This window comes from Shewanella sp. ECSMB14102, assembly GCF_000813075.1.
In the GTDB taxonomy this organism is placed as follows: Bacteria; Pseudomonadota; Gammaproteobacteria; order Enterobacterales; family Shewanellaceae; genus Shewanella; species Shewanella indica.
Genome location: NZ_JWGX01000004.1, coordinates 19,518 through 44,635 on the forward strand (window position 1 = coordinate 19,518; position 25,118 = coordinate 44,635).

The window sequence follows — 25,118 nt, forward strand, 5'->3', positions numbered from 1 at the left end:
AGCTCAAGTATCATTGCATCGCCTGACGTTTTATTCCAAATATGCAGGCCAAGCCATTGACACAAGAGTGTGACTCTCATAGGGGACGCCTTCACTCGAGTCATTTTATAACAGGTAAAGGCCAGTCCTTTACTGAACAACAAGTAAAAGTAATAAGCAGTGGAAGCAATATGATGAACCATTCCCAGCCAACAGGCGCTGATTACAATTACACCGTTGTCCGCCAATTTGCCTTAACCACAGTTTTGTGGGGCATTATTGGTATGTCATTAGGTGTACTTATCGCGGCTCAGTTAATCTGGCCACAGCTGAACTTTGAGACTCCTTGGTTAACTTTCAGTCGTTTAAGACCGTTACATACCAATGCTGTGATCTTTGCGTTCGGCACATCAGCCCTTTTCGCCACATCCTATTATGTCGTTCAACGCACCTGTCAGACCCGTCTGTTTGCACCTAAGCTGGCTGCATTCACGTTCTGGGGATGGCAAGCCATCATCCTTTCGGCCGTAATCACTCTGCCGCTGGGTATCACCAGCAGTAAAGAATATGCCGAACTGGAATGGCCGATTGATATCGCCATCGCCGTAGTCTGGATCGCTTATGCGACCGTGTTCTTCGGTACCATTATCAAACGAACCACTTCCCACATCTATGTGGCCAACTGGTTCTTTGGCGCCTTCATTATCACAGTAGCCGTACTGCACATAGTGAACTCCATGGCTGTTCCTGTCAGTCTGTGGAAATCATACTCGCTGTACAGTGGCGCCGTCGATGCTATGGTGCAATGGTGGTACGGCCATAACGCGGTAGGCTTCCTGCTGACTGCCGGTTTCCTCGGAATGATGTATTACTTCGTTCCCAAACAAGCCGGGCGTCCCGTTTACTCATATCGTCTGTCGATTGTCCACTTCTGGGCACTTATCGCCCTGTACATCTGGGCCGGTCCTCACCATCTGCATTACACCGCCCTGCCCGATTGGACTCAGTCTCTGGGTATGGTGATGTCACTGATCCTGTTCGCACCTTCTTGGGGCGGCATGATCAACGGTATCATGACCCTGTCCGGTGCTTGGCATAAACTGCGTACCGATCCGGTTCTGCGCTTCCTGGTGGTATCTCTGTCCTTCTACGGTATGTCTACCTTCGAAGGCCCTATGATGGCCATCAAGACAGTAAACGCACTGTCTCACTACACCGACTGGACCATTGGTCACGTTCACTCTGGTGCACTTGGCTGGGTTGCGATGGTGTCTATCGGTTCTCTGTACCACCTGATCCCTGTGCTGTTTGGTCATGGCCGCATGTACTCCACCAAGCTGGTGAACCTGCACTTCTGGCTGGCGACTATCGGTACCGTACTTTATATCGTTGCCATGTGGATCTCCGGTGTAATGCAAGGTCTGATGTGGCGCGCTGTGAACGCAGACGGCACCCTGACTTACAGCTTTGTTGAAAGTCTGGAAGCCTCTTATCCGTTCTACTTCGTCCGCTTCCTGGGTGGTTGTTTCTTCGTAACGGGTATGCTGATCATGGCTTACAACGTGCTGCGCACTGTTTATGCCCCTAAAGACTCTCTGCCTGCCATCGCAGAAGCCAAAGCCGCATAAGGAGCAGTAACGATGAAATTCAATCATGAAATAGTTGAGAAGAACGTCGGCCTGCTGGGTATCTTCACTGTGATTGCCATCAGTATTGGTGGCCTGGTGCAGATCACGCCGCTTATCTTCCAAAAAGATACCACTGAGCCGGTTGCCGGTCTCAAGCCTTACACAGCCCTGCAGCTGGAAGGCCGTGATATCTATATCCGTGAAGGATGTAACAACTGTCACAGTCAGATGATCCGTCCGCTGCGTGCCGAAACCGAGCGTTACGGCCACTATTCGGTTGCCGGTGAATCTGTTTGGGATCACCCATTCCTGTGGGGCTCCAAGCGCACCGGTCCCGACCTGGCCCGTGTGGGTGGTCGTTACAGTGACAAATGGCATGAAGTTCACCTGATCGATCCCCGTGCCGTTGTTCCTCAGTCCAACATGCCTGCCTTCCCTTGGCTTGCTGAAAACACCCTAACAGGTGAATACACAGCCAAGAAAATGGAAGTGATGCGTGGTTTTGGTGTGCCATACGAAGATAAAGATATCGAAGGCGCCCAAAAAGCCGTTGAAGGCAAGACAGAGTTGCAGGCGCTGATCGCCTATCTGCAGTCGCTGGGACACGCACTGAAATAAGGAGGCAAATATGGACTACGGCACTATACAAGGGATTATAACGCTGGTTTTGATCCTGGTTTTTGTCGGGATATTTGCTTGGGCATATAGCTCGCGTCGTCAAAAGCAATTCGACGAAGCGGCTAACCTGGTGTTTTCCGATGAAGAACAACACCAGAATGCGAAGGACTCAGGAGAACACAAATAATGTTAATGAGTAACTTCTGGAGTATCTGGATCACCGTACTCAGCTTACTGGTGATCGCAGGATGTTTTATTCTGCTACGGCTCTGCTCCAAAAACACCACGCCGGAGATTAAAGAAGGCGACCTGATGGACCACAGCTATGATGGTATCCAGGAGATCAACAACCCACTGCCTAAATGGTGGAGCTATCTCTTTTATATCACCATCATCTTTGGTCTGCTCTACCTGGTACTCTACCCAGGCCTGGGTAATTACAAAGGCCTGCTCGGCTGGAGTAGTTCCAACCAGAGCATAGGTACAGAGCAAGGCATCAAGGCCGACTCTGCCAAGGCGATTGCCGACGCAACAGAAGAAGGCCGTTGGGTGCAGTACGATCAGGAAGTGAAGCTTGCCGATGAGAAGTACGGCCCTATCTTCGAAGCCTATAAAGCAACGCCATTGGCCGAGCTGGTTAAGAACGAAGAAGCTCTCAAAGTAGGTGGCCGTCTGTTCCTGCAGAACTGTGCCCAGTGTCACGGCTCTGCCGGTCGTGGTGGCAAAGGTTTCCCTAACCTGACCGACGGTGACTGGTTGTACGGCGGCGAGTTGGAAACCATCAAGACCACCATAATGAACGGTCGTCACGGTATGATGCCACCTAAAGGTGGTCTGCCTATCGATGACAGCGAGATTGAAGGTTTGGCCGAATATGTGATTAGCCTGTCCGGTCGTGAACACGACGCGGCTTTGGCTGCCAAAGGCCAGGGTTCATTCATGAAGGGCTGTTTTGCCTGTCACGGTATGGACGCCAAAGGCAACAAGCTGATGGGTGCCCCTAACCTGACCGACAATGTCTGGCTCTACGGCGGCAGCCGTGGCGTGATAATGGAATCCATCAAGAACGGCCGCAGTGGCGTTATGCCACCTTGGAAAGACGTTCTCGGTGAAGAGAAAGTTCACGTTATCGCCGCTTACGTATACAGCTTGTCACATCAGGCAGAGAAGTAAGTTCGCTTGACTTTTCAAAGGCCTCGATAATTTCGGGGCCTTTGTTTTTAAAAAACCGCTTTCGCGATAGAATAGCCGCCCAAATAGAATAGTAGGTAAACAGTATGAGCGCTCCACAAGCCTGGTATAAGCAGTTCTGGCCTTGGTTTCTTATCGTTTTGCCCATGTGCGCCGTTATAGCCAGTTTTGCCACTCTGCGTATTGCCCTCACCAACTCCGATTCCCTGGTTGCCGACGACTACTATAAAAACGGTAAGGCAATTAACCAGGACATCCACAAAATTCAATATGCCCGTCAACTGGGGATGCAGTTTTCCCTTGAATGGCATAATGGTGAACTTTTGATAACCCAACACGGCGGCCCGGAATATCTCGCGGCAATGAATCTGGAGTTTTACCACCCAACTCTGGCAGAAAAGGATTTTACCCAAATGCTGACGGCTGATGCCTCCAAGGTCTATCGCTATATCCCCAATGAGTCGCTTGATGGCGCCTGGGTTGTGCGAATCGAAGGATTTGACCGTAAATGGCGTTTGCAGCAAAGACTGCAAATAGAAGCGGATAAAACCTACTGGCTCAATTGAGTGCTGTCATGACACATACAGTCTGTTTTCATTGTGGGGAGCCCGTGACCACGGGTATGCAGTTCAGTACAGTGATTGATGGTCAGGCTCAGCCCATGTGTTGTCTTGGCTGTCAGGCAGTGGCTCAGGCCATCATGGATGCCGGACTGACCAATTACTATAAATTTCGCTCCGAACCCGGCAGCAGGCAAAACGCTCTGGTGCCGGACGAGCTCAAGACCTTCAGTGCCTACGATCTTCCCGAAGTGCAGCAGGATTTTGTGCATGATCAAGGCAATCAAACCTCAGTCTCGCTATCGATTGACGGCATTACCTGTGCCGCCTGCGCCTGGCTCATCGAGCATAAAGTTAAACAGTTGCCCGGCATAGATTCGGTGCAGGTTAACTCCACCACCCAAAGAGCCCTCATCAGTTGGCGTCCGGCCGACATTAAGCTGTCTGAAATACTTAATCAAATCGGCCGTATCGGTTATCAGGCGGCGCCTTATCAGTTGGATGATCAGGAAGTTCAGAGTAAAAAGAACAGCCGTAAGTTTCTGCTGAGGCTTGGCTTGGCGGGCTTTGCCACCATGCAGGTGATGATGTTTGCCCTGGCGCTGTACGCCGGTTACTTTACCGGGCTTGAAGTGGAATATCGCGACTATTTCCGCTGGGTAAGCATGATGTTTGCCGCACCTGTGGTGTTCTATTCGGCGCAGCCTTTTTATTTCAGTGCGCTGCGGGCCCTGCTTGCCGGCAGGCTCAATATGGATGTGTCTGTCTCCATCGCCATCTGCGGCGCCTATATCGCCAGCTGTATTGCGACAGTACAAGGCACTGGCGAAGTCTATTTCGAGTCTGTGTCCATGTTCACCTTCTTCCTGTTGCTTGGGCGCTATTTTGAACAGGCGGCGCGGCAGAAAGCCTCGGTCAGTTCGAGTAACCTGCATAAGTTGGTGCCCTTGACCGCCCAACGTATTGCGGAAGATGGCAGCAACGAAGAGATCCCCGCCAAACGTCTGCAAATAGGCGACTTGGTGCTGGTAAGACCGGGGGAAGTGATCCCCGCCGACGGCTCGGTTGAGCACGGCCATTCTGCGGTCAACGAGGCCATGCTTACCGGCGAGCAGATGCCGCAGAGCAAACAGCCTGGAGACCAGGTTTATGCCGGTACCATCAATCAGGATCAACCACTGAAAGTACGGGTGAACGCCATAGGCCAAGATCAACTGGTGGCAGAAATCATCCGCTTGCAGGAACTGGCCTCCAATAACAAACCCGCCGTCGCCATGACGGCCGACAAGCTGTCGCGTTATTTCACCGGCACCATACTCAGCATAGCGGCTATCACTTATCTGGTGTGGCACCAGTTCTCACCCGAAGATGCTTTCTGGGTCACGCTGTCTGTATTGGTAGCTACCTGCCCATGCGCGCTGGCCCTGGCAACCCCGACTGCTGTGACCTGTGCTACGGCACTGTTTACCCGCCTCGGGGTGATTACCCGTAAAGCGGGGGTATTTGAAAAATTGCCACAAATTGATGCTGTCGTCTTTGACAAGACAGGCACCCTCACCTGCGGTAATCTGACCTTATTGGAAACCCGCATCAACAAAGGCCGTGAAGCTGAGTACAGCGAGTTGCAGGTAAAACAATTGGCGGCAGCGCTCGAAGCCGGTTCATTGCACCCGATAGCTCTGGCTTTCAGCCCTTATGGGGGCACACTTGAGGCTGAAAACGTGCATCATCAAGTGGCTCGCGGCATCAGCGGCCAAATCAATGGTCGCGATTTTAAGATAGGCAACGCCGAGTTTGTCGGTATCAAGTTTGCGCCAAGTCAGCAGCAACAGGTGTTCCTCGCCGATGAGCAAGGTTTGGTGGCCAGTTTTATTTTGCAAGACAGGCTGAGAGAAGACGCCAAGGATACGGTCGAGGCACTCAAGGCAAACAATATCCGTCTGGCGATTGCCAGCGGTGATACCCGGCCCCATGTCGAATCTCTGGCCCGGCAAGTTGGCATAACTGAAGTGCACGCAGACATGAGCCCGGCAGACAAGCTCGACTATGTACGCAGTTTGCAACAACAACATAAGGTAGCCATGTTCGGCGATGGCATCAATGATGCCCCAGTGCTTGCCGGCGCCGATCTCTCTATCGCCATGGGCAGTGGCACCGCGCTGGCGAAAAACAGTGCTGATCTGATTCTGCTTGGCGATCATCTGTGGCGCTTTACCCAAGCCATAGCCGTTGCCCGCAAAGCCAATCGTATCATTCGTCAAAATCTTGCCTGGGCTTTGGGATATAACCTTCTTATACTGCCTCTGGCCGTAACAGGTCATGTCGCACCATATATCGCCGCCATCGGCATGTCGGCCAGTTCGCTGATCGTTGTCAGCAACAGCCTCAGACTTCTCAGGGTCCGCTTATGAGTATTATTTACGTACTAATCCCCATCGCCATGCTGTTTGTGCTGATTGCTGTTGGTGTGTTTTTCTGGGCGGTAAAATCGGATCAATTTGACGATCTTGAGCGCCACAGTGTGTCGATTCTGTTTGATGAGGAACCTATGGACAGCAAGACGCAACAGGAGCAATCTCAAACGGCTGAAACTGAAGTCACTCAAGCTCCTCAGGATAGAGGCAATGGAATATAACCTCACAGGTGCCTTTTTAGTGGGCCTAATGGGAGCCGGACACTGCTTTGGTATGTGCGGTGGTTTGGTGGGCGCCTTTTCGAGCCAGCTTCCCGCTGCCCGTCGAGGCCAGAATCCGCTGGCGCAACAACTCTCGTTTCTGCTTCCCTATAATCTTGGCCGTATTCTCAGTTACAGCCTGGCCGGCGCTTTGGTGGGCGGTTCTGCCGCTGGGCTTGGCATGCTGTTTGATATCGATATTTACCTCTTGGTGCTCAGGCTCATTGCCGGTGTGATGATGATCGCCATGGGGCTCTATATTGCCCGCATCTGGGTAGGGCTGGTGCAGATTGAGCGCCTGGGTCAGGGATTGTGGCATTTACTTAAACCATTGTCCCAAAAAGTGTTACCCGTGACTCACCCCGGGCAGGCTTTATTGGCTGGTATGGTCTGGGGCTGGTTGCCTTGTGGGCTGGTATACAGCACTCTTACCTGGGCCGTGGCCAGCGGCAGCGCCAGCCAGGGCGCGCTTATTATGCTTTGTTTCGGTTTGGGAACATTACCTGCCCTGCTCAGCGCCGGGGTTGCCGCCAAGGCGCTGGCCGACTGGGCTCAAAAGCGCGCCGTGCGTTTAATTGCCGGTTTACTCTTGGTTGGATTCGGGATCCAAACACTCTATATCGCCTTGGCTCAGCTCGACTAGCCGGGGTCAGTGAATTGGTTTAACATGGGAAGAGTCGCTTTACTTGAGAAAGACTATGACAATAGACAACAACAAGCATCGTCGCCCTGCTGCCGGGGGCTGTACCATTCATTGTCATGATTGCAGCATGGGGACCTTGTGTATTCCCTTTACGCTCAACACTAATGAGTTGGATCAGCTTGACAACATTATCGAACGCAAGAAACCCATTCAGAAAGGTGAACAGCTGTTCAAGTCCGGAGATCCGCTAAAGTCTCTATATGCTATTCGCTCCGGAACGATTAAAAGCTATACCATCACAGAACAGGGTGATGAGCAGATCACCGGCTTCCATCTGGCCGGTGATGTCATAGGCTTTGACGGTATCCATGCCCAGTCACACCAGAGTTTTGCCCAGGCCCTGGAAACCTCTATGGTCTGTGAAATCCCCTTCAATACTCTGGATGAGCTCTCAGGTACCATGCCCAAACTCAGACAACAGATCATGCGCTTGATGAGTAATGAAATCATGAGTGACCAAGGGATGATCCTGCTGCTAAGCAAAAAGAATGCCGAGGAACGCTTGGCCGCTTTCATCAGTAACCTGGCCGCTCGTTTTGGCAGCCGTGGCTTCTCCCCTAGGGAATTTCGCCTCACCATGACCCGTGGTGATATAGGCAACTATCTTGGCCTGACGGTAGAAACTATCAGTCGTTTGCTGGGACGGTTCCAAAAGGCCGGACTAATTGAAGTGAAAGGCAAATATATCACTATACTGGATCTGGAAGAGCTCGACAGGTTGGCTGGAGCTGCCCGGATAGCAAGATAGCAAGCGATTCAATATATTGATCTCAAGCAATACAAATCACAGCCAATATCGCATGATATAGGTATATCCTGCGGAATAAGGAAAAAGCCATGAGGGACTATCAAAAGCTATTGGTCGTAGTCGACCCTACATCAGAACAGCAACCTGCTCTTGCCCGCGCGGTGGAACTCGCCACCCGCAGCAAGGCCAAGATCACTGTCTTTCTGTCTATCTTTGATTTCTCCTATGAAATGACCTCAATTCTTTCCAATCAGGAACGTGAGGCCATGCGTCAAGGGGTGATTAACCAACGTAAAGCCTGGATCGCTGATCTGCTCAAACCGCACCAGCAAGCCGGACTCGAGATAGACAGTGAAGTACTGTGGCACAACCGCCCGTTTGAGAGCATCATCAACTTTGCCATTCAGGGAGAATATGACCTGATAGTCAAAGGCACCCATGAGCACGACAAACTCAAAGCGGTTATTTTCACCCCCACCGACTGGCACTTGTTGCGTAAGGCTCCCGTACCTGTGTTGCTGGTAAAACAGCATGACTGGCCGGTAAAAGGTAAAATTCTCTGCGCCGTTAACGTTGCTTCTGAAGATGAAGAACATCAATCCCTGAACGGCAAGATCATTGAACATGCTCAAGAGCTTGCAGCCAAGTTCGATGCCGAGGTGCACCTGGTTAACGGTTATCCGGGAACTCCGGTCAACCTGGCGATTGAACTGCCGGACTTTGATGCCCACACTTACAACGAAACCATTCGCATGCAGCACGAGCAACGGGTCAATTATCTGGCCAACAGCTACGGGGTTGATACCGCCCACTGTCACGTGAAAGAAGGTCTGCCTGAGGATGTTATCCCTGAGCTGGCAGAGCAATTGGACGCCGAATTGGTCGTTCTCGGCACTGTGGGTCGTACCGGATTCTCTGCCGCGCTTATCGGCAACACAGCAGAACATGTGATAGATTCGGTCAACTGCGATCTGCTGGCGGTCAAACCCGACGGTTATAAGTCGCCTCTGGCCTGAGTCGCCCCTTTACCCGACCGGCTTTAGCTGGAATAATACGCGCCCTGAACCATAGTGTTACTGGGCGCTTATTTTTTATGTCTGAAGTTATGCAAGAGCTGGATAAGAAACAAATCACTCGTCTCAACAAACTGCAAAAGCGTTTACGCCGCGAAGTCGGCAGTGCCATTGCTGATTACAACATGATTGAAGAAGGCGATCGCGTGATGTGCTGCCTCTCCGGCGGCAAAGACAGCTATGCCATGCTGGACATTTTGTTGAACCTGCAGCAGCGTGCACCTGTGCAGTTTGAAATTGTCGCCGTCAATCTGGATCAGAAACAGCCCGGCTTCCCGGAAGAAGTGCTGCCGGCGTATCTGGATAGCCTAGGCGTGGCCTACCATATTCTAGAAAAAGACACTTATTCGATAGTCAAAGATAAGATCCCCGAAGGCAAGACCACCTGCTCGCTTTGTTCCAGGCTGCGCCGCGGTACCCTTTATGGGTTTGCCCAGCGAATAGGAGCCACCAAGATAGCACTCGGCCACCACAGAGACGACATCATAGAAACCCTGTTCCTTAACATGTTCTATGGTGGCAAGATGAAGGCCATGCCACCCAAGTTGCTATCGGATGACGGAGCCAATATGGTGATCCGTCCCCTCGCCTATTGCCGAGAAAAAGACATTGCCGAATACGCCAAGCTGAAAGCCTTCCCTATCATTCCATGTAACCTTTGCGGCTCCCAGGAAAACCTCAAGCGCGCCGAGGTCAAAAATATGCTCAAGCTGTGGGACAAACAGTTCCCCGGCCGCATCGAAACCATTTTTACTGCGATGCAAAATACTGCACCATCCCAAGGCGTTGATAGAAACGTGTTTGACTTTTTGGCTCTGGAGCGTAATCCGGATGCTCCTGCCAGCGGTGAAGTTGCCGAAGCAGATTTACCAGCCTTTGACTTTATGGATGTCAGCAACAGCGGCCATATCGATCTCGATAATGCAGCAAAACATGCAGACTCGAGTCAACGTATTGAAGTAGTGGGCGTTTATCAGCCCTGATCACGCTATTATCCGAACAAGCTGCCATTGCTTGTTCGGAACCATTACCGCATATTACGACGGCCATTAAAATACGAAATACTGCCAGGATCTGAATGGCTTTTCGTCGAATGGCGAATGTCAGCGCAGATGGGGCTGGAACAAATCTGCCCCATCCCTTGCAGCTTGGTTGGATTATTTACTACGGTGGAACTTGGCGTCCTGATCGAGACACCACTGAGCCGCTGCACTCTTGTCTTCATTGGGCCGTCCGGTCAACAGTTCTCCTTGTTCATTGATGTAATAGACAAACGCTTTGGCATCCCCCAGTTCATCCCAATACAGCATGGCTTCATCTGCTTCAAGGCCTTCACAAGTCGTGATTTTATCCCCAATGGATTCAACATAAGCACTGCCCTTTATCTGACTCAGCGGCACGCCTGTGCATTGGTTATTATCATAGAGATTAGCCACACTATGGTAGCGGTTTTCCTCAAAGCGCATGATAAACTCCTTACCCAATTTTTCGTCACTGAGACAACCGGTTGTCCACTCCCCTTGGAGTCTGTCCGGCAGGGTATCATCGCCATGGAACATCAGGAAACCGAGGGTCGCCGCTAAAATAAGCAGCAACATCACACTTAAAGACTTGAGCATTAACACTTCTCTGACAAAGGATTTGTCAGGATAGTACTCTGCGATCGCCAAAGACGCTATCGAACTCATCGCAAATTTACATAGAGTGTCACAAATTGGCTCCATGGGATAAACTGTGGCACATTGAAAGTACTTACAAATTGCTGAGTTTTTTCTTTTTCAGGCAACCACTTATTTGGAGGTTTTCTCGGTGTCATCCACATTTTCTGAGATAGATTTTCGTCGTAAAATTACAGCACAACGCCCCTTTGGCAAAGTGGACGCTCGGGTCGATAATCCAGAAAAACTGCAGTTGGCACTGGAGAGTGATCGCGGCCGTATCATTAACTCGGCCGCCATTCGCCGTCTACAGCAAAAGACTCAGGTATTCCCGCTGGAGCGCAATGCCGCGGTACGAAGTCGTTTGACACATTCGTTGGAAGTACAACAAGTTGGACGCTTTATCGCACAGAGGATATTTAGATACCTGGGGCCGGATGCTGAGCTATACGGTCTGCAAGAATTGGAGCGGCAACTGGAAACCCTGGTGGAAATGAGTTGTCTGATGCACGACGTCGGTAATCCTCCCTTTGGTCACTTCGGTGAAGCCGCTATCAGTCATTGGTTCAGTCGTAATCTTACTTCTCTTGTTCCTTCAGGGTTTGATTCCGAGTATCCTGAATTAATTCAAGATTTATCTCATTTTGAGGGTAATGCCCAAGGTATACGCTTAATCCACACCTTGTTAGGGCTCAACCTCACCTACAGTCAACTGGCCGGCATTTTGAAATACACTCGCCCGGGCACGCTAGTGAAAGATAAAGCCAGTCCTGAGCATAGCTATTTGATGAAAAAAGTTGGTTATTACGCCAGTGAGTCCAGCTTTGTTGCCGAACTGACACAAGCCATGGAAATGGCGCCCGGTTGTCGTCACCCAGTGAGTTACATCATGGAGGCCGCCGATGATATTTCATACTGCCTTGCTGACATTGAAGATGCGGTGGAAAAAGGCATTATAGAGTTGGATATCCTAAAACAGAGTCTGATAGCCGAATACCAGCGGCAAATTGCAGTCAAGCAAGACGCTCTCGGACACCAGGACTTTATGAGTAAATCGATTGAAGCGGCAGACAGCAGCGCCCGTCACCTGGCAATCAACCAACAAAGCCAGTTCTTTACTTTCCTCCGGGTTCGGCTGATACACCCTTTGGTCAATCATGCCGCCAAGCGCTTTATCGACAATATTGATGCTGTGTACCACGGCAACCTGAACGAGTCGCTGCTTGAAGATGGCGGCTATGAGCACGCCATTACAGAAACGCTCAAGCAAGTCGCTATTAAACAGGTATTTTGCCATCGGGAAGTGGAGAAACTTGAGCTGCAGGGATACAGGATCATAACAGGCTTACTGGATAACTATCGTTCCCTGCTGGCATTGAGCGAGGACGAGTTTAGCAAACTGGTACAAGGGCAGCCCAAAACTGCGCTTATCGAAACCCGGCTATTCCATAAGCTGCCTGGTAAACACCTGGCCACCTATAAAAGAGCCATTGAAACCAATCAGTATCCTGAATTTTATCATAGGTGCCGTTTACTGCAGGATTATATCAGCGGCATGACAGACCAATACGCTTTGGATGAGTACAGACTACTTATGGTACTTGACTGAGTCTGAGCTTGATAAAGACTATTAAAATAACTGCATAAGAACCTGGCCTCTGGCGACAATCAGTTATTATCAGAAACGTCGGAACAGCAGATCATTACGTCCGGACGCCTTAACCTGATACATCAAGCGATCGGCATCGGCAAGTACCGAAAGCGGATCTCGACTTCCCGGATCTGCGTAGACGGCTCCTATGCTAATACTGAGTGGCAGTTCGCCCACTTTGGTCGAAAATGGTGCTTGTCCTACGGACAACAATAAACTCCTTGCCAGCTTTTGGGTTCCGCTCTCTGTCATCCCCAATTGCAGGATACAGAACTCCTCTCCGCCTACCCGGGCAAATACGGCATCTTCTGGCAAAAGAGTTGCCACCCTCTGTACCAGTTGGCAGATGAGCTCATCCCCTACAAGATGACCATAACTGTCATTGATCCTTTTAAAATCATCAATATCAAACAGCAACAGGGTTAAACTATCGTAACTGCGGCTGTCGCAAGCTTGTTCCAATGCCTCCATAAATGCCCGTCGGTTGCTTATTCCTGTCAGGCTATCGGTTGCCGCCAAATGAAGCAACTCTGCGTTAACTGCTTCCAGTTCTGCAGTGCGGATAGCCACAGTGCGACGAAGCATAAATACGTAGCTTATGACAGCCAGAAAAAGCAAAGCCAAAACAACTTGCAATAGATAGCGTGGATAAACCGTTTCCACATACATCCAACGATTTAGGATCCTTTGGTATTCGGCATCAGGAATGCGCGCCAATCCTTGCCGAATTTCTTCCTGTAAAGTGATGTTCCCCTCTTTGACGGCCGAGCGAACTTGAGCACTGTAAAGATGACGAACCGGAACAAAAAGTGTAGGTTCTTGCGAGGTGTAAAGGTAGAAATTGGCAACCTGGAGATCAGCAACAAAGGCTTTTAACCTTCCCGCTACTGCACTTTTGAGCATCTGCTCGTTACTGGCATAAACAATTAAGCTGGTATTTGGAAACTCTCGACGAACGAAAGCCTCTTCATAGCCGCCGCTCACCACTCCCACTTCACCACCGCTATCCAGATAACGGCCAGGCTCTGTACCGAGCAATGCCTGGTTGAAGAACAGTTGACTCTCTATGCCAAGTAGCCCCTGGGCATAATCGAGATAATGCTCTCTTTCCTGAGACCAAAGCAATCCGGCATGAATATCGGCCTGACCGCTGCGAACCAAATCCAGCGAGTGTTGCCAATCGGTCAATATGAATCGGATTTTGACTCGATTGGCCTTGGCATATTCACGCCAAATATCCACTAACATGCCGCTGGGTTCACCGGCATCATTCAGGTAAGAAAACGGTTTCCAGGAACCTGAGTTGGTGACAACAAGCTCTCTGATCGGAACTTCAATCTGACCCTTATTCGTTTGCTCTGCAGCCAAGCTTTGGCCAACTACCAATAACAGAGGCAGAAAAACAAGCCTTGTTTGACTTTGACATAGCCGAGACAGAGTAATCGACAACAGCTGAAGCCAAGGAGTAAGAGAGACAATAACAGCAAGTTTCATCAGGCCGGAATATCCTTTCAAGGCGCGACATTGGCGGGTCATACCCAGGTTGGACACCCGGGTTCAAAGACGGCCACCAGAAACACAAAATACTAACATTGGAGCAGGCATTCCGGCATCAACTTTCAGCAACGGCGGATCCGTACCACTTTCATGGTTTCCATCTCAAATCCGGCTACTATAGTGGTTTGGGGATAATAATCGACCGATACTCTGGCGCCTTTGAGCGAACGGTATTTTTTGGGGCGTTTGAAACGAAATGGTGCATCGCAATTTTCCAACATCAGTGTGTGTTGGATCCAGTCGCCTTCATCCCTTTGGGTATGGGAGACAACCGTCTTATCTTCGGTGTGATAAAGTGGTGAGTGTTTCTCTGTCAATACGTCAGCTATTGTCATAATGCATTTACCTCCGATAGGTCGCTTCTGACTATGTATCCAAGGTCCTGACGGGCCCGACCTTGCCCGTCCAGCTCGGGCAGTAGCTTCACCTTTTGCTTCCATTTCCTTTTAAGAAGCAAATGCGAGAGACCTGGCTGTAAAGTCGCTTCCGCTTTTAGTGGCGATAGCGGCAGGGAAAAGTATTCCTGCCGCGGCAGATTGGCGGTAGCTTTTCAGTCGGGTCTGGGCAAACAGAATCCCCCCGGACGTATAGTCTCCGAGGAAAGGTCAATACAAGGTGAGCAAACATTGTAGCAAATTTGCACAGAAAGATCTTGGTGAAAAAAGAGACTGATATTTTGTTAAACCAAATTTTCAGCTAAAGCAGCCCCCATTAATAAGAGGTATCATTCTAAAAGACTAATCCCCCCGGATAGCTTTTACCCCTGTTTATGGCCACTTGTCTCCTGATGACTCAAAATCATTGCTAGTCACCGTTATATGGAGAGCCTAAGGTATATGAACAGCTTAAGGTCGATAAGCCGCTCCCTTTCTCAAGGTGATTACCATGTTGGTTCCTGTCAGATTTTCCAAATGTTGCAGTCTTCTAATTGGGATTGCGCTGGGCCTGACCGCTTGTCAAGATAACACACAAGCGCTATGGCATGACTACGCGGAGCGTCTTAGCCGAGTCACTGAACAAAGCTTTATCGCCCCTGATTATCTTCCCAAGGATAATCGCCTCTTGAATAGCGTCGGCGAGATACAAGCTCCCTCCACAAGAATGTCATTGCCATTGCTGAACAGCCTGGGGTTGATGCATTGTCGTCTGGGTGAGCTCATAGCAGACCACAACTCAATTCTTGGTAAAGTAGCCGAGCCCAGCGAACAGTTTAAGTATCAACTGGCCTTTATTCAGGCTGCACCGGCTTGTTTGCAAAGCCTCAGCCTTGATGATCAAAGCAGACGATTGTTGACGGAAGCCAAGTTACAGAAACAAAGAGAGCTGATGGATTGGTTCTACTGGATGTTATTAAAAGACAGAGCTTTGGATAAACTCCTGTTCATCAGCCATGATTCACTTTCACGTAGATCCCCCCTTGCCGGACTAACCGAAACCGAATTGGCGCTAGCCAACTTGGTGAAACTCAAAACCGATATAGAGCTGGCACAATCTGGCCGTATTTCCTGGCACGCATTGGATGTCACAAACCTTGACTCTGCACTGACTGAATTGGCGCGCAGCCGGATTATCGCCCGTAACATGCGAAGCCAGTCGATCAGCCTTCTTTGGTTAATGCAGCTTAACGATTGGTTGGAACCACAGCTAGCTCTTCTTTTATGCCGTCCCGGCCATAGCAAACAACGTCAGGAGATATTGCAGCGAATACTAGTACGAAACTTCACCGGACCGATACAGCAGCAACTGAGTCACAGTCGTCACATACAGCGACGCTTGGGCAACATGTTGCAAAGTCTCTATCAAGGAACACCTCATGCTGAACGCATTGAATATTTCTTTGCCGAAACCACAGGTGGTCCGAAAGACCTCCTAAATGCACGTCTCAATGATGAACTCAAACGTCATGTACATTGGTGGCAAAAATTAAGAGACTCCTGCAACAGTACTCCGGCAGGTTAATTAATAACATAAACAATTGAATAATAGGCTTTTATAATTTAATTACTTGACGTGCCCTCAAAGAGTTATGTTGCTCAATGGTTGTATTTTGGTAGCATTGCAACAATATCCTATGCTATTCAATCAGTGAGTTTTAATGAGAATACTTCAGGTTAGTCGGTGGTTCAGTCCACTAATAGATCAGTTTTTAGCTTTTACCCGTCGACTTCACTCAGAGATAAGCCAGCGACTTGCCAAATTAACCATAGCTCAAAAGCTCTATCTGCTGGCCCTTTTCAGCTTACCGTTTTATGAAGACCATCCGGCATTACCAACTTTGCTGACGGTAAGTGCATTGATTATTGAGTTTTGGCCATTATTTAACAAGCTGTGGCATTCATTAGCCGGCAAAGCCATGATACTGCTATTTTATGCCACCATTGCCAACTTTTCCCTGGCCAGCAGTGGTGCCATAGTTAATGAAGTCACAGGGGTTTCTGCGGCACATTTTAACTATACGCATAACTTTGCCCTGTTACTTGAACTCCCGGTTTGGATGGTTATCACCAGTAGTATCGCCTTGTTATTATTACAAATGCTGTTACCTTTCTATCTGGCAGGCCTATTATTGCTTAAATTGGTAGGGCTCATTGGTTTCAAGTGGCAGCCGAAATACGCTTATCCCGTCAGTACAGCATTTGTCAGACTCACATTGTCTTTTTTAATCCTTCATCATCTTATGTTATTGATAGATATGGAACATTTTATTGAGAGCCGTGTTCGACTTGATGATGATGGCGTGAGTTTCTCCTTCAATGGTCAATTCAAACCGGACAATAAGCAATTGAGTAATACTAACCAATCGAAAGCTGATGCTGATAACACTGACCATGTGAATTTGAAGGATGAAACTCACGAGGGAAACGCCATTAATGAGGATAACGCTGATCGTCCTGAGTCGGTTAAAGCCGAGGAGGAAGCTGCAGTTTATTCAAGGTTTACCGCGGCCTATCGCCAAAAAGTGAGACAACTGGTAGCGGATTTCGCTTTCGGTATGGAGGCAGATGGCCGTAGCCGCTGTCAGTTGGCTGAGTCAGCCCATGCTGTTGAGCTTAATGATTATGAGTTACTGCAAATCCAGCAGGATCACCAAACCCTTTATGGTTATCGTTTTGAAGTAATCCCCTGTATTTCACCGGCCTTTCCAATAACAAAAACAAGACCTTGAGGCTTTTATTCTTCAAGCGCTGCAGAGCCCAAGTCGGCACTTGGGCTCTATAGAGTTATTCTGCCAGTTCCTTTTCCAACTGTTGAGCCACAGCTTCCGGTGAGCTGGACCGGCGGGCAAATAGTGAGTAAGCCACAGGGATCACCAATAGGGTAGACACTGTAGCCAGCAAGATGCCGGAGAGCACCACCACACCAATAACAAAACGGGTCTCGGCGCCGGCACCTTCGGCAAGCACCAGAGGAACGGCGCCGGCGGCCGTGGTTATGCCTGTCATCAGTATCGGTCTGAGCCTTTGGTTGGCTGCCTGCAAAATAGCGGCGTCGAACTCAAGTCCTTTATCCCTGAGCTGATTGGCAAACTCGACGATAAGAATGCCGTTTTTGGCCGCCAGCCCTACCAACATGATGATGCCTATCTGGCTGTAGATATTCAGACTTTGGCCGGTCAGCAGCAGGCCCACCAAGGCGCCCACGGTTGCCAGCGGCACAGTCAGCATGATCACCATGGGGTGGATATAGCTTTCAAACTGCGCCGCCAATACCAGGAACACAATTCCCAGCGCCAACAGAAACACGAAGTACATGGAGCTGCCGGACTCCTGATAGTCGAGCGACTGGCCTTTGTAGCTTATCAAGGCTTCTGCCGGTAGATAGGTGTGGGCCAAATCATTGAGATAATCGAGCGCCTCACCCAGGCTATAACCTTCCGCCAGACTGGCCTCCAGGGTTATCGCCCGCATCCGGTTGTAGCGATTGAGCTGACTGGCGTCGGCAAACTCCTCAATGGTCACCAGATTCGAGAGCGGGATCAGCTGCTTACTGCGATCTGAGCGCACATAGATATTCTGCATATCCGAGGCGGTGTTCTGGCTTTCGCGGTTGCCTTCAATGATCACATCATACTCTTCACCATCACGCATAAAGGTGGTTACCAGGCGCGAACCCAACATGGACTCAAGCGTACGCCCGATATGAGCAATGGAGACCCCGAGATCCGCCGCCCTGTCTTTATCGATGACGACTCTGAGCTGAGGCTTGGTTTCCTTGTAGTCATGATCCAAACCGACCAGATTGGGGTTTTCCGCCGCTTTTTCCAGCATAATGTCGCGCCATCTGGCGAGCTCCTCATAACTGGGGCCGCCAATGACAAACTGTACAGGTTTACCGACACCGCGGCCAAAGGCCTGGCGCATCACGGGAAATGCCCTGACGCCGGCGAGATCGGCAAGCCTGCCACGGATATCATTGATGATCTCCTTGGCGGGACGGCGCTGGCCCCAATCATTGAGTACTATGATCGCCATACCGTTGGAGAAGTTGGCCGAGCCGCCCCAACCGCGAGGCGCACGGATCAACAAACGTTTGACTTCGCCGCTGTCGACCAAAGGCATCAAACGCTGTTCCACCTCGTTCATATAGGCTTCAATATATTCATAGCTGGCGCCCTCCGGGCCATTGACCATCAGGAACATTGAGCCTCTGTCTTCCTGAGGAGCAAACTCCTGCGGGATCTGTTTAACCATGTAGGCACTGGCCCCGAGAGCCACCACCACCAAAAGGGAAGCCAACAAGGGATGCTTCATGGCGCCGGTAAGACTGCGGCTGTAAAAGCCTGCCAGAGCGTTCATTCCCTTATCGACCTTGCGCATCAGCCAGGTATCCTGGCTCGCGGGTTTAAGCAGCTTGGAACACATCATGGGGCTGAGTGTCAGGGCCACTATCGAGGAAAACAACACGGCAGCACTCATGGTGACGGCAAACTCTTTAAACAACTTGCCGAGATCGCCATCAAGGAAGGTGATCGGCATAAATACCGCCACCAATACCGCCGTAGTAGCAATAACCGCAAAGGCCACCTCTCGGGCGCCGAGGAAAGCGGCTTTCAGTGGACTGTCGCCCTCTTCGATACGGCGGTGAATGTTTTCCAGCATCACAATGGCATCATCCACCACCATGCCGATGGCCAGGATCATCGCCAGCAGGGTCAAGAGGTTAATTGTGTATCCCAAGGCGTAAAGCACGATAAAAGTGGCTAGTAGCGATACGGGCACAGTTAGCGCCGGGATCAACATGGCGCGCACACTGCCAAGGAACAGGTAGATGACGATGATCACCAGAATAATGGCGATAAACAGCGTCTGATAAACCTCGTCGATAGAGGCTTCAATAAACACCGAGCTGTCGTAGGAGCGTTTGATCTCCATCCCCTGGGGCAGAATCGGGTTGATCTCATCCACCAGTTTATTCACTGCCCGCGCCACTTCCAAAGTATTGGCGGTAGACTGTTTGGAGACCCCCAGGCCTATCATGGCCTCGCCATTACCGCGGAACATGATCCGCTCTTCCTCCGAGCCGATTTCGACCTGAGCTACATCTCCGAGCTTAACCAGGTAACCGTCGCCCCCTTGGGTCAGCGCCAGGTTGGCAAAGTCTTCGGCGGTGCGAAAGCTACGCTCAAGCCGCACGGTAAAGTGGCGCTCTTTGGATTCGATGGAGCCGGCCGGCAGTTCGACGTTTTCCGATCGTAGCGCCGCTTCGATATCGGCCACCGTCAGGTTACGGGCTGCCAGCGCCTGGCGGTCAATCCAGACCCGCATGGCGTAGACCTTGCCGCCACCGACACGCATATTGGCTACCCCGTCGATGACGGAGAATCTGTCGGTGAGGTAACGACGGGCATAATCGGTGAGTTGCAAAGTGGTCATCTGATCCGACACCAGATTAAGCCACATGATCACTTCATCACCGCCATTGGCCTTTTGTACTTCCGGCGGATCGGCCTCTTCCGGCAGGTTATCGAGCAAACCTGAAATACGGTCGCGGACATCGTTGGCCGCGGCTTCAATATCGCGGTCGATATCAAATTCCAGCACCACGGAAGAGCGACCGTCTGTACTGGATGAATTGATATGGCGTATGCCTTCAACGCCACTGATCCTGTCTTCAATCAGTTGAGTGATCCGGCTTTCCACCACGGAGGCACTGGCGCCGCGATAACTGGTATCTATCGAGACTATCGGTGGGTCAATATCCGGATATTCGCGCAGTGGCAACTTACCGAAGGACACCAGACCGAAAGCGATCAACAAAAGACTGATGACCGAAGCCAAAACCGGTCGTTTAACGGAAATGTCTGTCAGTATCATGCTGTGGTCTTCGCCTCTTCAGCCGTCAGGAAGCTGAAATGTTCCTTGAACTCCACCTTGACCTTGTCACCGGGACGGACCTTGAGGATCCCGCGAATGATCACCTGCTCACCCAGCTCGACGCCTTCGAGAATTTCCACCCAGCCACGGCTGCGCAGCCCTATGGTGACCTGTCGCTGTTCTACCACACCTTCGCTGTTGGCCAGATAGAGGTAGTGGCGGTTTTGAATAGGAATAATAGCCGACTCTGGCAGCAGTAATGCCTCACGGTTTTGCTTGATAAGCTTCACTTTCATCAACATACCCGGCAGCAGTTGACCATCCGGGTTGGGGATTTCGGCGCGCACCACGACTGCCCTTGTGGTAGGGTTAACCCGGCTGTCGATAGAAACAACCTTGCCGCGAAACAGCTTATCCGGATAGGCTACCGCACGGGCTTCCACGATTTTGCCCGGCAACAAGTCCTGAATAAACCGCTCGGGAACCGAAAAGTCCAACTTGATAACCGAGATATCATCCAGGGTGGTGATCACCACGCCCGGGGTCACCAGGCTACCGACCGAGACTTGGCGTAATCCCAGGCGACCGTTGAAGGGGGCGGTGATCTGCCTGTCCCGCAGTGCCGCCTGGGCCTGTTCGACTTCGGCCCTGGCACTTTCTATCAGGGTTTGCAGTCGGTCGCGTTCGGTTTCAGCCACTGTCTTGCTGGTGACAAGCGAGCTGATGCGGTCAAACTCACGGGTATTCTCCCGCACCTTGATCCTGGCCAATTCCACCCTGGCCTGCTGCTCGGCGTCCTGCAGTTTAGCAAGTAGCTGTCCTTGCTTGACTATCTGACCATCATCGAAACGAATCAAGGTCACCACATCGCTGACCTTGGGGGTGATGGTTACTGATTCATAAGCCTTGGAGGTACCAAGTGCTTCCACTTCATCCCTTACGGCCTGAATGGCGGCCTTATACACCACAACATTGGGTACCGGGCGGGCCTTTTTCTCCGCCGGGGCTTGCTGCTGATGCCATTGCTGATAACCAATGGCAGCGGCCGCCAGTAGTACCACTAGGAGTATTGTTTTTTTCATTGATTGTCCGAAGGTACAGAGTTTTATGGGTAAAACAGTTTACCCTGCGACTTATCGGCTTCAATACGTTTTACTTTTACTTACAAATTACATTTATTTGACATAGATAGACACACAGTCAAAACATCTGCATTAACCACTACCAGCCAGAGATACCGGCCGCCTAATTCCACAGAAAACAAAGAGTGTTCTGCATAAGGCCATATAAGCAGTGACTGACTTATTTCATCATTCGTTCTGTATAACTGAATGCACAGCATAAAGATTACACAAAAACATTACAAATTAAGTGGTTATAGAGAAGAGTTAGTTGATACTGCCGAAGGGCTCTGGTGGCTAAAAGTCCCTATTACCTGGCAAGCAATAAAAAAGGCGCCGAATTCGGCGCCTTTCCAATCAAACCGGCAGCAATAAACTAGAAGCGCTTAACGCACCTTGCGATCTTCGCGCATTAACTCCGCCAGATTCTGATAAACGGCTTCAATGGTTTCATTGGCGAGTGGCTGATCGGCCACATCGTGCAGACGAATTTCAGTCTGTTCTTTGTTGGCAGCATCTTCTTTCAGCAACAAACGATAACTGCCCTCTTTGAGCGCCAACTTGTTATCGCCCCACAAGGAACTCCAGAAGCCGGAGTTGTCATTCAGATTAACGTAGAACAAGCCTTTGCTTGAGTCCATGTCCACGACTTCCAAGCCAAGCTCAGGCAGTACTATCCGTAGACGATCCCAGGTGCGCTTGAAGGGCGCATCGGCCACCCAGTAGCTCTCACTGTCACCACCCTGAGACAGTGACATATCAATGCCCAGACTCTGCTTGATGCGGTTGGCCTTGATCATCTGTTCACGCTTGAGGCTCATATAGGCCACAGCACTGTTGAGCATGTCTATGGTGTAACGGCGCTTGTCTTCACCGCTGAGCAATACCGGCAGCTCTGAGCCGTCATAATGCTCTTCGTGGTCGATAAGTGTGATCAGCAAATTACCGGTACGGCCATGAGGGCGAACTTCAACATCAAAACGAAAACGCTGCCGCAGTTGGTAGACTTTATCGCTGCCAAACCAGGAAGAATCGAGCACCTGCTCTGTCTCAATCCAGTCGGTCTCGATAGAGCCTTTATCATAATCTTCAGAGACAACGCCATAGCTTTGCTTTTGCAGATAACCCTTAACTGTACTGTAAATCTCCTGTTTGAGATCAACACTGTTGTCAATGGACTCAACCACCACTTTAATGTTGTCACTGCCCTCTTCCACATGGGTGCCTTCCGCCATAGGCAGTACTTGCAAAGGCGGACGAATATCGAGTTTTTCACCGACAAACTCGGGATTGCTTTTGGCGCCCGCTTGCGGGATCTCAAACTCTTTACTGAATCTTGGAGTGTCCAAACCTTCCGGGATCACCAAAGGTGCTGAAGTGCCGGCATCTACGTATTCGAAGTCGCCATTGGCCTGGCGACGATCAATCGGCGTACTGCAGGCTGTAACAGCGACAACCATCACTAAGGGGGTAACTTGCTTTAGCATTAAATTATTCAACCTCTATCCCGGCTTTTTGCATTGCGTTAAGCAACAGACCATGAAACTCTTCGGAAAGTTCAGTCAGAGGCAAACGAATTGTGCCTTCGCTGATGAGTCCCATACGGTGAACCGCCCATTTAACCGGTATTGGGTTTGCCTCACAAAAGAGTGCGCTGTACAAGCCGCTCAGGGATTCATCAATGGCTTTTGCCTCTACGGATCTTCCTTGCAGCGCCGCATCACACATAGCCTTGAATGCCTTAGGGACGATATTATTGGCAACCGAGATCACCCCATTGCCACCAAGAGCCAAAAATTCACGCGCCGTGGCATCGTCGCCACTGAACAGCAGAAAATCGTCACCGCAAAGCTCACGCAGTTGCTTCACCCGGGAGAGGTCGCCAGTGGCTTCTTTCACCCCAATGATGTTGGGCACATCACAAAGCTGGGCAACGGTTTCCGGCTTCATGTCAACCGAAGTGCGGCCGGGAACGTTATACAGAATTTGGGGAACATCCGTGCTGGCTGCAACCGCTTTATAATGGGCAACCAAGCCTTTAGGTGTTGGCTTGTTATAGTAAGGAGTAACCCCCAACATGGCGGCCACGTCGAGTTTCGACAATTCCCGGGTCAGTTCTATGGCTTCGGCGGTGGCATTGGCACCATTACCGCCTATGACGGGAATACGACCTGCGGCAAAAGAAAGGGTTTGCGACACCACTTCAAGGTGTTCGTGAATGGGCAGAGTGGCTGATTCGCCTGTGGTACCAACTGCAACTATGGCATCAGTCCCCTGTTTGATATGAAATTCCACCAAACGCTCGAGACTTGCAAAATCCACTGAGCCATCGCCTTGCATGGGCGTAATTAAGGCTACGATGCTTCCGTTTATCATCTTATGTCCCCAAGATTTCAGGATTCGCTATGGTACTGGTGCAGCCAGCCAATGACAAGCACTGTCAGGGCTAACAAATCGAATAAGTTGTGGTAGCATGGTTGACTGCACAAAAAACTCAGCTCACAGTGGCTGAGTTTTCGCTCTATGATACCGGAAATATGAGGAAAATTCATGACCAACTACCTGGTCGTTACCGCTATGGGCGCCGACCGTCCCGGCCTGGTCAGCAAACTGGCAAGATTAGCCAGTGATTGCGACTGTGACATAGTCGACAGCCGCATGGCGCTGTTCGGCAACGAGTTTACTCTAATTATGATGTTGTCCGGCTCCTGGGCATCCATTACCAAGATAGAAACCAGCCTTCCCAGTCTCAGTGTCGAGCTTGAGCTGATGACAGTGATGAAGCGCACCTCCAAGCACACGCCGCAAAATTATATCTCGCGTATTGAAGTGACTTTCAATGGTCAGGATCAGCGTGGCACCATGAAGCGCATCTCGCAGTTTTTGGCAGACAGATCTTTGGATCTCGGTGCGGTACGCTCATATTCGGAAGAGTTGCCGGACGGCAGCCAGACTCAGCACGTTTTCCTGGCCATCAATATCCCGGAAAAAGTCGAATTGGATAAGCTGGAAACCAGCATTCAAGCCTTGGCCGAAGAGATGTCCCTGACCTGCAACATCAAACGTATGCAAGGAATTGCGGTTCCCAAGGCCGATTGAATCCCACTTATACCAAATAAAGATCAAAAGGATTGAACGCATGAACACCTTAAATGCAGGCGATAAAGCGCCACTCTTCACCCTTAAAAACCAAAACGATGAAAATGTTTCACTGCAAGATTGCCTGAAAAAAGGCCGGGTACTGGTGTACTTCTACCCCAAGGCGATGACGCCGGGCTGCACAGTGCAAGCCTGTGGTCTCAGAGACAGCAAGACGGAACTGGACGAATTCAATGTAACCGTGCTTGGAATAAGCACTGATCCCGTGGCGAGACTGGGCAAGTTTATCGATAAGCATGAGCTCAACTTCACTCTGCTCAGCGATGAAGATCACGCAGTAGCCGATGCCTTCGGCGTCTGGGGCGAGAAAAAATTTATGGGCAAAGTTTATGATGGTCTGCACCGCCTGAGTTTTCTGATTGACCAGGACGGCACCATCAGCCACAGATTCGACAAGTTCAAGACCAAAGATCACCATCAAGTGGTGCTGGACTATCTCAAGGGATAAATCCCGTGGCTAGTTTGCCGGCTTCTATTGCGGGCA

23 protein-coding genes are annotated in these 25,118 nt (G+C 50.4%); 16 read left to right on the forward strand and 7 right to left on the reverse strand.

All coding sequences use genetic code 11. The features are described 5' to 3' along the window. Nucleotides 1-170 precede the first annotated feature (170 nt). The 11 genes from ccoN to ttcA all read left to right on the forward strand — a co-directional run bounded on the left by ccoN (nt 171) and on the right by ttcA (nt 10,157). On the forward strand, nt 171-1,607 hold the full coding sequence (ccoN, locus tag RC73_RS01305; RefSeq protein ID WP_028779894.1) for a cytochrome-c oxidase, cbb3-type subunit I: 1,437 nt from the start codon (nt 171-173) through the stop codon (nt 1,605-1,607). Nucleotides 1,608-1,619: 12 nt separating this feature from the next. Continuing rightward, nucleotides 1,620-2,225 carry a cytochrome-c oxidase, cbb3-type subunit II gene (gene ccoO / locus RC73_RS01310; protein ID WP_025010382.1) on the forward strand — a complete coding sequence of 202 codons (606 nt, stop codon included), beginning with the start codon at nt 1,620-1,622 and terminating at the stop codon, nt 2,223-2,225. A 10-nt stretch (nt 2,226-2,235) separates the two neighbouring features. Beyond that, the gene (locus RC73_RS01315) at nt 2,236-2,412 is read left to right on the forward strand and encodes a CcoQ/FixQ family Cbb3-type cytochrome c oxidase assembly chaperone (protein ID WP_039032950.1); all 177 of its coding nucleotides are present in this window, start codon (nt 2,236-2,238) and stop codon (nt 2,410-2,412) included. Nucleotides 2,413-2,417: 5 nt separating this feature from the next. Next, entirely contained in the window at nt 2,418-3,398 is a 981-nt protein-coding gene (gene ccoP / locus RC73_RS01320; RefSeq protein WP_039033029.1) for a cytochrome-c oxidase, cbb3-type subunit III, read from the forward strand. A gap of 104 nt (nt 3,399-3,502) precedes the next feature. Beyond that, nucleotides 3,503-3,982, forward strand: coding sequence for a FixH family protein (locus RC73_RS01325; RefSeq protein WP_039032951.1), 480 nt, complete (start codon nt 3,503-3,505; stop codon nt 3,980-3,982). Nucleotides 3,983-3,990: 8 nt separating this feature from the next. Continuing rightward, nucleotides 3,991-6,387 carry a heavy metal translocating P-type ATPase gene (locus RC73_RS01330; RefSeq protein ID WP_039032952.1) on the forward strand — a complete coding sequence of 799 codons (2,397 nt, stop codon included), beginning with the start codon at nt 3,991-3,993 and terminating at the stop codon, nt 6,385-6,387. Next, on the forward strand, nt 6,384-6,611 hold the full coding sequence (gene ccoS / locus RC73_RS01335; protein ID WP_039032953.1) for a cbb3-type cytochrome oxidase assembly protein CcoS: 228 nt from the start codon (nt 6,384-6,386) through the stop codon (nt 6,609-6,611). The genes RC73_RS01330 and ccoS overlap by 4 nt, the downstream gene beginning before the upstream one ends. Further along, nucleotides 6,601-7,293: a sulfite exporter TauE/SafE family protein gene (locus RC73_RS01340; RefSeq protein WP_039032954.1), complete on the forward strand. Its 693-nt coding sequence runs from the start codon at nt 6,601-6,603 to the stop codon at nt 7,291-7,293. The genes ccoS and RC73_RS01340 overlap by 11 nt, the downstream gene beginning before the upstream one ends. A 55-nt stretch (nt 7,294-7,348) precedes the next feature. Next, complete coding sequence (etrA, locus tag RC73_RS01345; RefSeq protein WP_025010389.1) at nt 7,349-8,101, forward strand: electron transport transcriptional regulator EtrA; 753 nt, start codon at nt 7,349-7,351, stop codon at nt 8,099-8,101. 89 nt (nt 8,102-8,190) lie between these two features. After that, nucleotides 8,191-9,117 (forward strand): universal stress protein UspE, encoded by a 927-nt coding sequence (uspE, locus tag RC73_RS01350; protein ID WP_039032955.1) that lies wholly within the window; start codon nt 8,191-8,193, stop codon nt 9,115-9,117. A 77-nt stretch (nt 9,118-9,194) separates the two neighbouring features. Continuing rightward, complete coding sequence (gene ttcA, locus RC73_RS01355) at nt 9,195-10,157, forward strand: tRNA 2-thiocytidine(32) synthetase TtcA (RefSeq protein ID WP_039032956.1); 963 nt, start codon at nt 9,195-9,197, stop codon at nt 10,155-10,157. A gap of 174 nt (nt 10,158-10,331) precedes the next feature. Here ttcA and RC73_RS01360 read toward each other — a convergent pair whose 3' ends face one another. Further along, nucleotides 10,332-10,793, reverse strand: a complete 462-nt coding sequence (locus tag RC73_RS01360) for a hypothetical protein (RefSeq protein ID WP_152608403.1) — start codon at nt 10,791-10,793, stop codon at nt 10,332-10,334. 190 nt (nt 10,794-10,983) lie between these two features. Here RC73_RS01360 and dgt point away from each other — a divergent pair, with 190 nt between their 5' ends. Beyond that, the gene (dgt, locus tag RC73_RS01365; RefSeq protein ID WP_268814483.1) at nt 10,984-12,441 is read left to right on the forward strand and encodes a dGTPase; all 1,458 of its coding nucleotides are present in this window, start codon (nt 10,984-10,986) and stop codon (nt 12,439-12,441) included. A 69-nt stretch (nt 12,442-12,510) separates the two neighbouring features. Here the strand turns inward: dgt and RC73_RS01370 are convergent, their stop codons facing one another. Together RC73_RS01370 and RC73_RS01375 are read right to left on the reverse strand one after the other, a co-directional pair. After that, entirely contained in the window at nt 12,511-13,977 is a 1,467-nt protein-coding gene (locus RC73_RS01370; protein WP_082014210.1) for a transporter substrate-binding domain-containing diguanylate cyclase, read from the reverse strand. Nucleotides 13,978-14,102: 125 nt separating this feature from the next. Further along, entirely contained in the window at nt 14,103-14,375 is a 273-nt protein-coding gene (locus RC73_RS01375; RefSeq protein WP_052247918.1) for a hypothetical protein, read from the reverse strand. Nucleotides 14,376-14,925: 550 nt separating this feature from the next. Between RC73_RS01375 and RC73_RS01380 the strand changes: the two genes are divergently transcribed. Then, nucleotides 14,926-15,999, forward strand: coding sequence for a DUF3080 family protein (locus tag RC73_RS01380; RefSeq protein ID WP_082014211.1), 1,074 nt, complete (start codon nt 14,926-14,928; stop codon nt 15,997-15,999). A 136-nt stretch (nt 16,000-16,135) separates the two neighbouring features. Beyond that, nucleotides 16,136-17,206: a hypothetical protein gene (locus RC73_RS01385; protein WP_039032959.1), complete on the forward strand. Its 1,071-nt coding sequence runs from the start codon at nt 16,136-16,138 to the stop codon at nt 17,204-17,206. A gap of 55 nt (nt 17,207-17,261) precedes the next feature. Here RC73_RS01385 and RC73_RS01390 read toward each other — a convergent pair whose 3' ends face one another. From RC73_RS01390 to dapA, 4 genes are all read right to left on the reverse strand, one after another. Further along, the gene (locus RC73_RS01390; protein WP_039032960.1) at nt 17,262-20,354 is read right to left on the reverse strand and encodes an efflux RND transporter permease subunit; all 3,093 of its coding nucleotides are present in this window, start codon (nt 20,352-20,354) and stop codon (nt 17,262-17,264) included. Continuing rightward, nucleotides 20,351-21,436, reverse strand: coding sequence for an efflux RND transporter periplasmic adaptor subunit (locus RC73_RS01395; protein ID WP_039032961.1), 1,086 nt, complete (start codon nt 21,434-21,436; stop codon nt 20,351-20,353). Before RC73_RS01395 ends, RC73_RS01390 begins: the two co-directional genes overlap by 4 nt. 425 nt (nt 21,437-21,861) lie before the next feature. Next, a complete protein-coding gene (bamC, locus tag RC73_RS01400; protein WP_039032962.1) occupies nt 21,862-22,962 on the reverse strand; it encodes an outer membrane protein assembly factor BamC in 1,101 nt (366 codons plus the stop codon). Nucleotides 22,963-22,966: 4 nt separating this feature from the next. Further along, on the reverse strand, nt 22,967-23,851 hold the full coding sequence (gene dapA, locus RC73_RS01405) for a 4-hydroxy-tetrahydrodipicolinate synthase (RefSeq protein ID WP_039032963.1): 885 nt from the start codon (nt 23,849-23,851) through the stop codon (nt 22,967-22,969). A gap of 174 nt (nt 23,852-24,025) precedes the next feature. Here dapA and RC73_RS01410 point away from each other — a divergent pair, with 174 nt between their 5' ends. Together RC73_RS01410 and bcp are read left to right on the forward strand one after the other, a co-directional pair. Next, nucleotides 24,026-24,574: a glycine cleavage system protein R gene (locus RC73_RS01410; RefSeq protein ID WP_025009712.1), complete on the forward strand. Its 549-nt coding sequence runs from the start codon at nt 24,026-24,028 to the stop codon at nt 24,572-24,574. 40 nt (nt 24,575-24,614) lie between these two features. Next, nucleotides 24,615-25,082: a thioredoxin-dependent thiol peroxidase gene (gene bcp, locus RC73_RS01415; RefSeq protein WP_039032964.1), complete on the forward strand. Its 468-nt coding sequence runs from the start codon at nt 24,615-24,617 to the stop codon at nt 25,080-25,082. Nucleotides 25,083-25,118 lie beyond the last annotated feature (36 nt).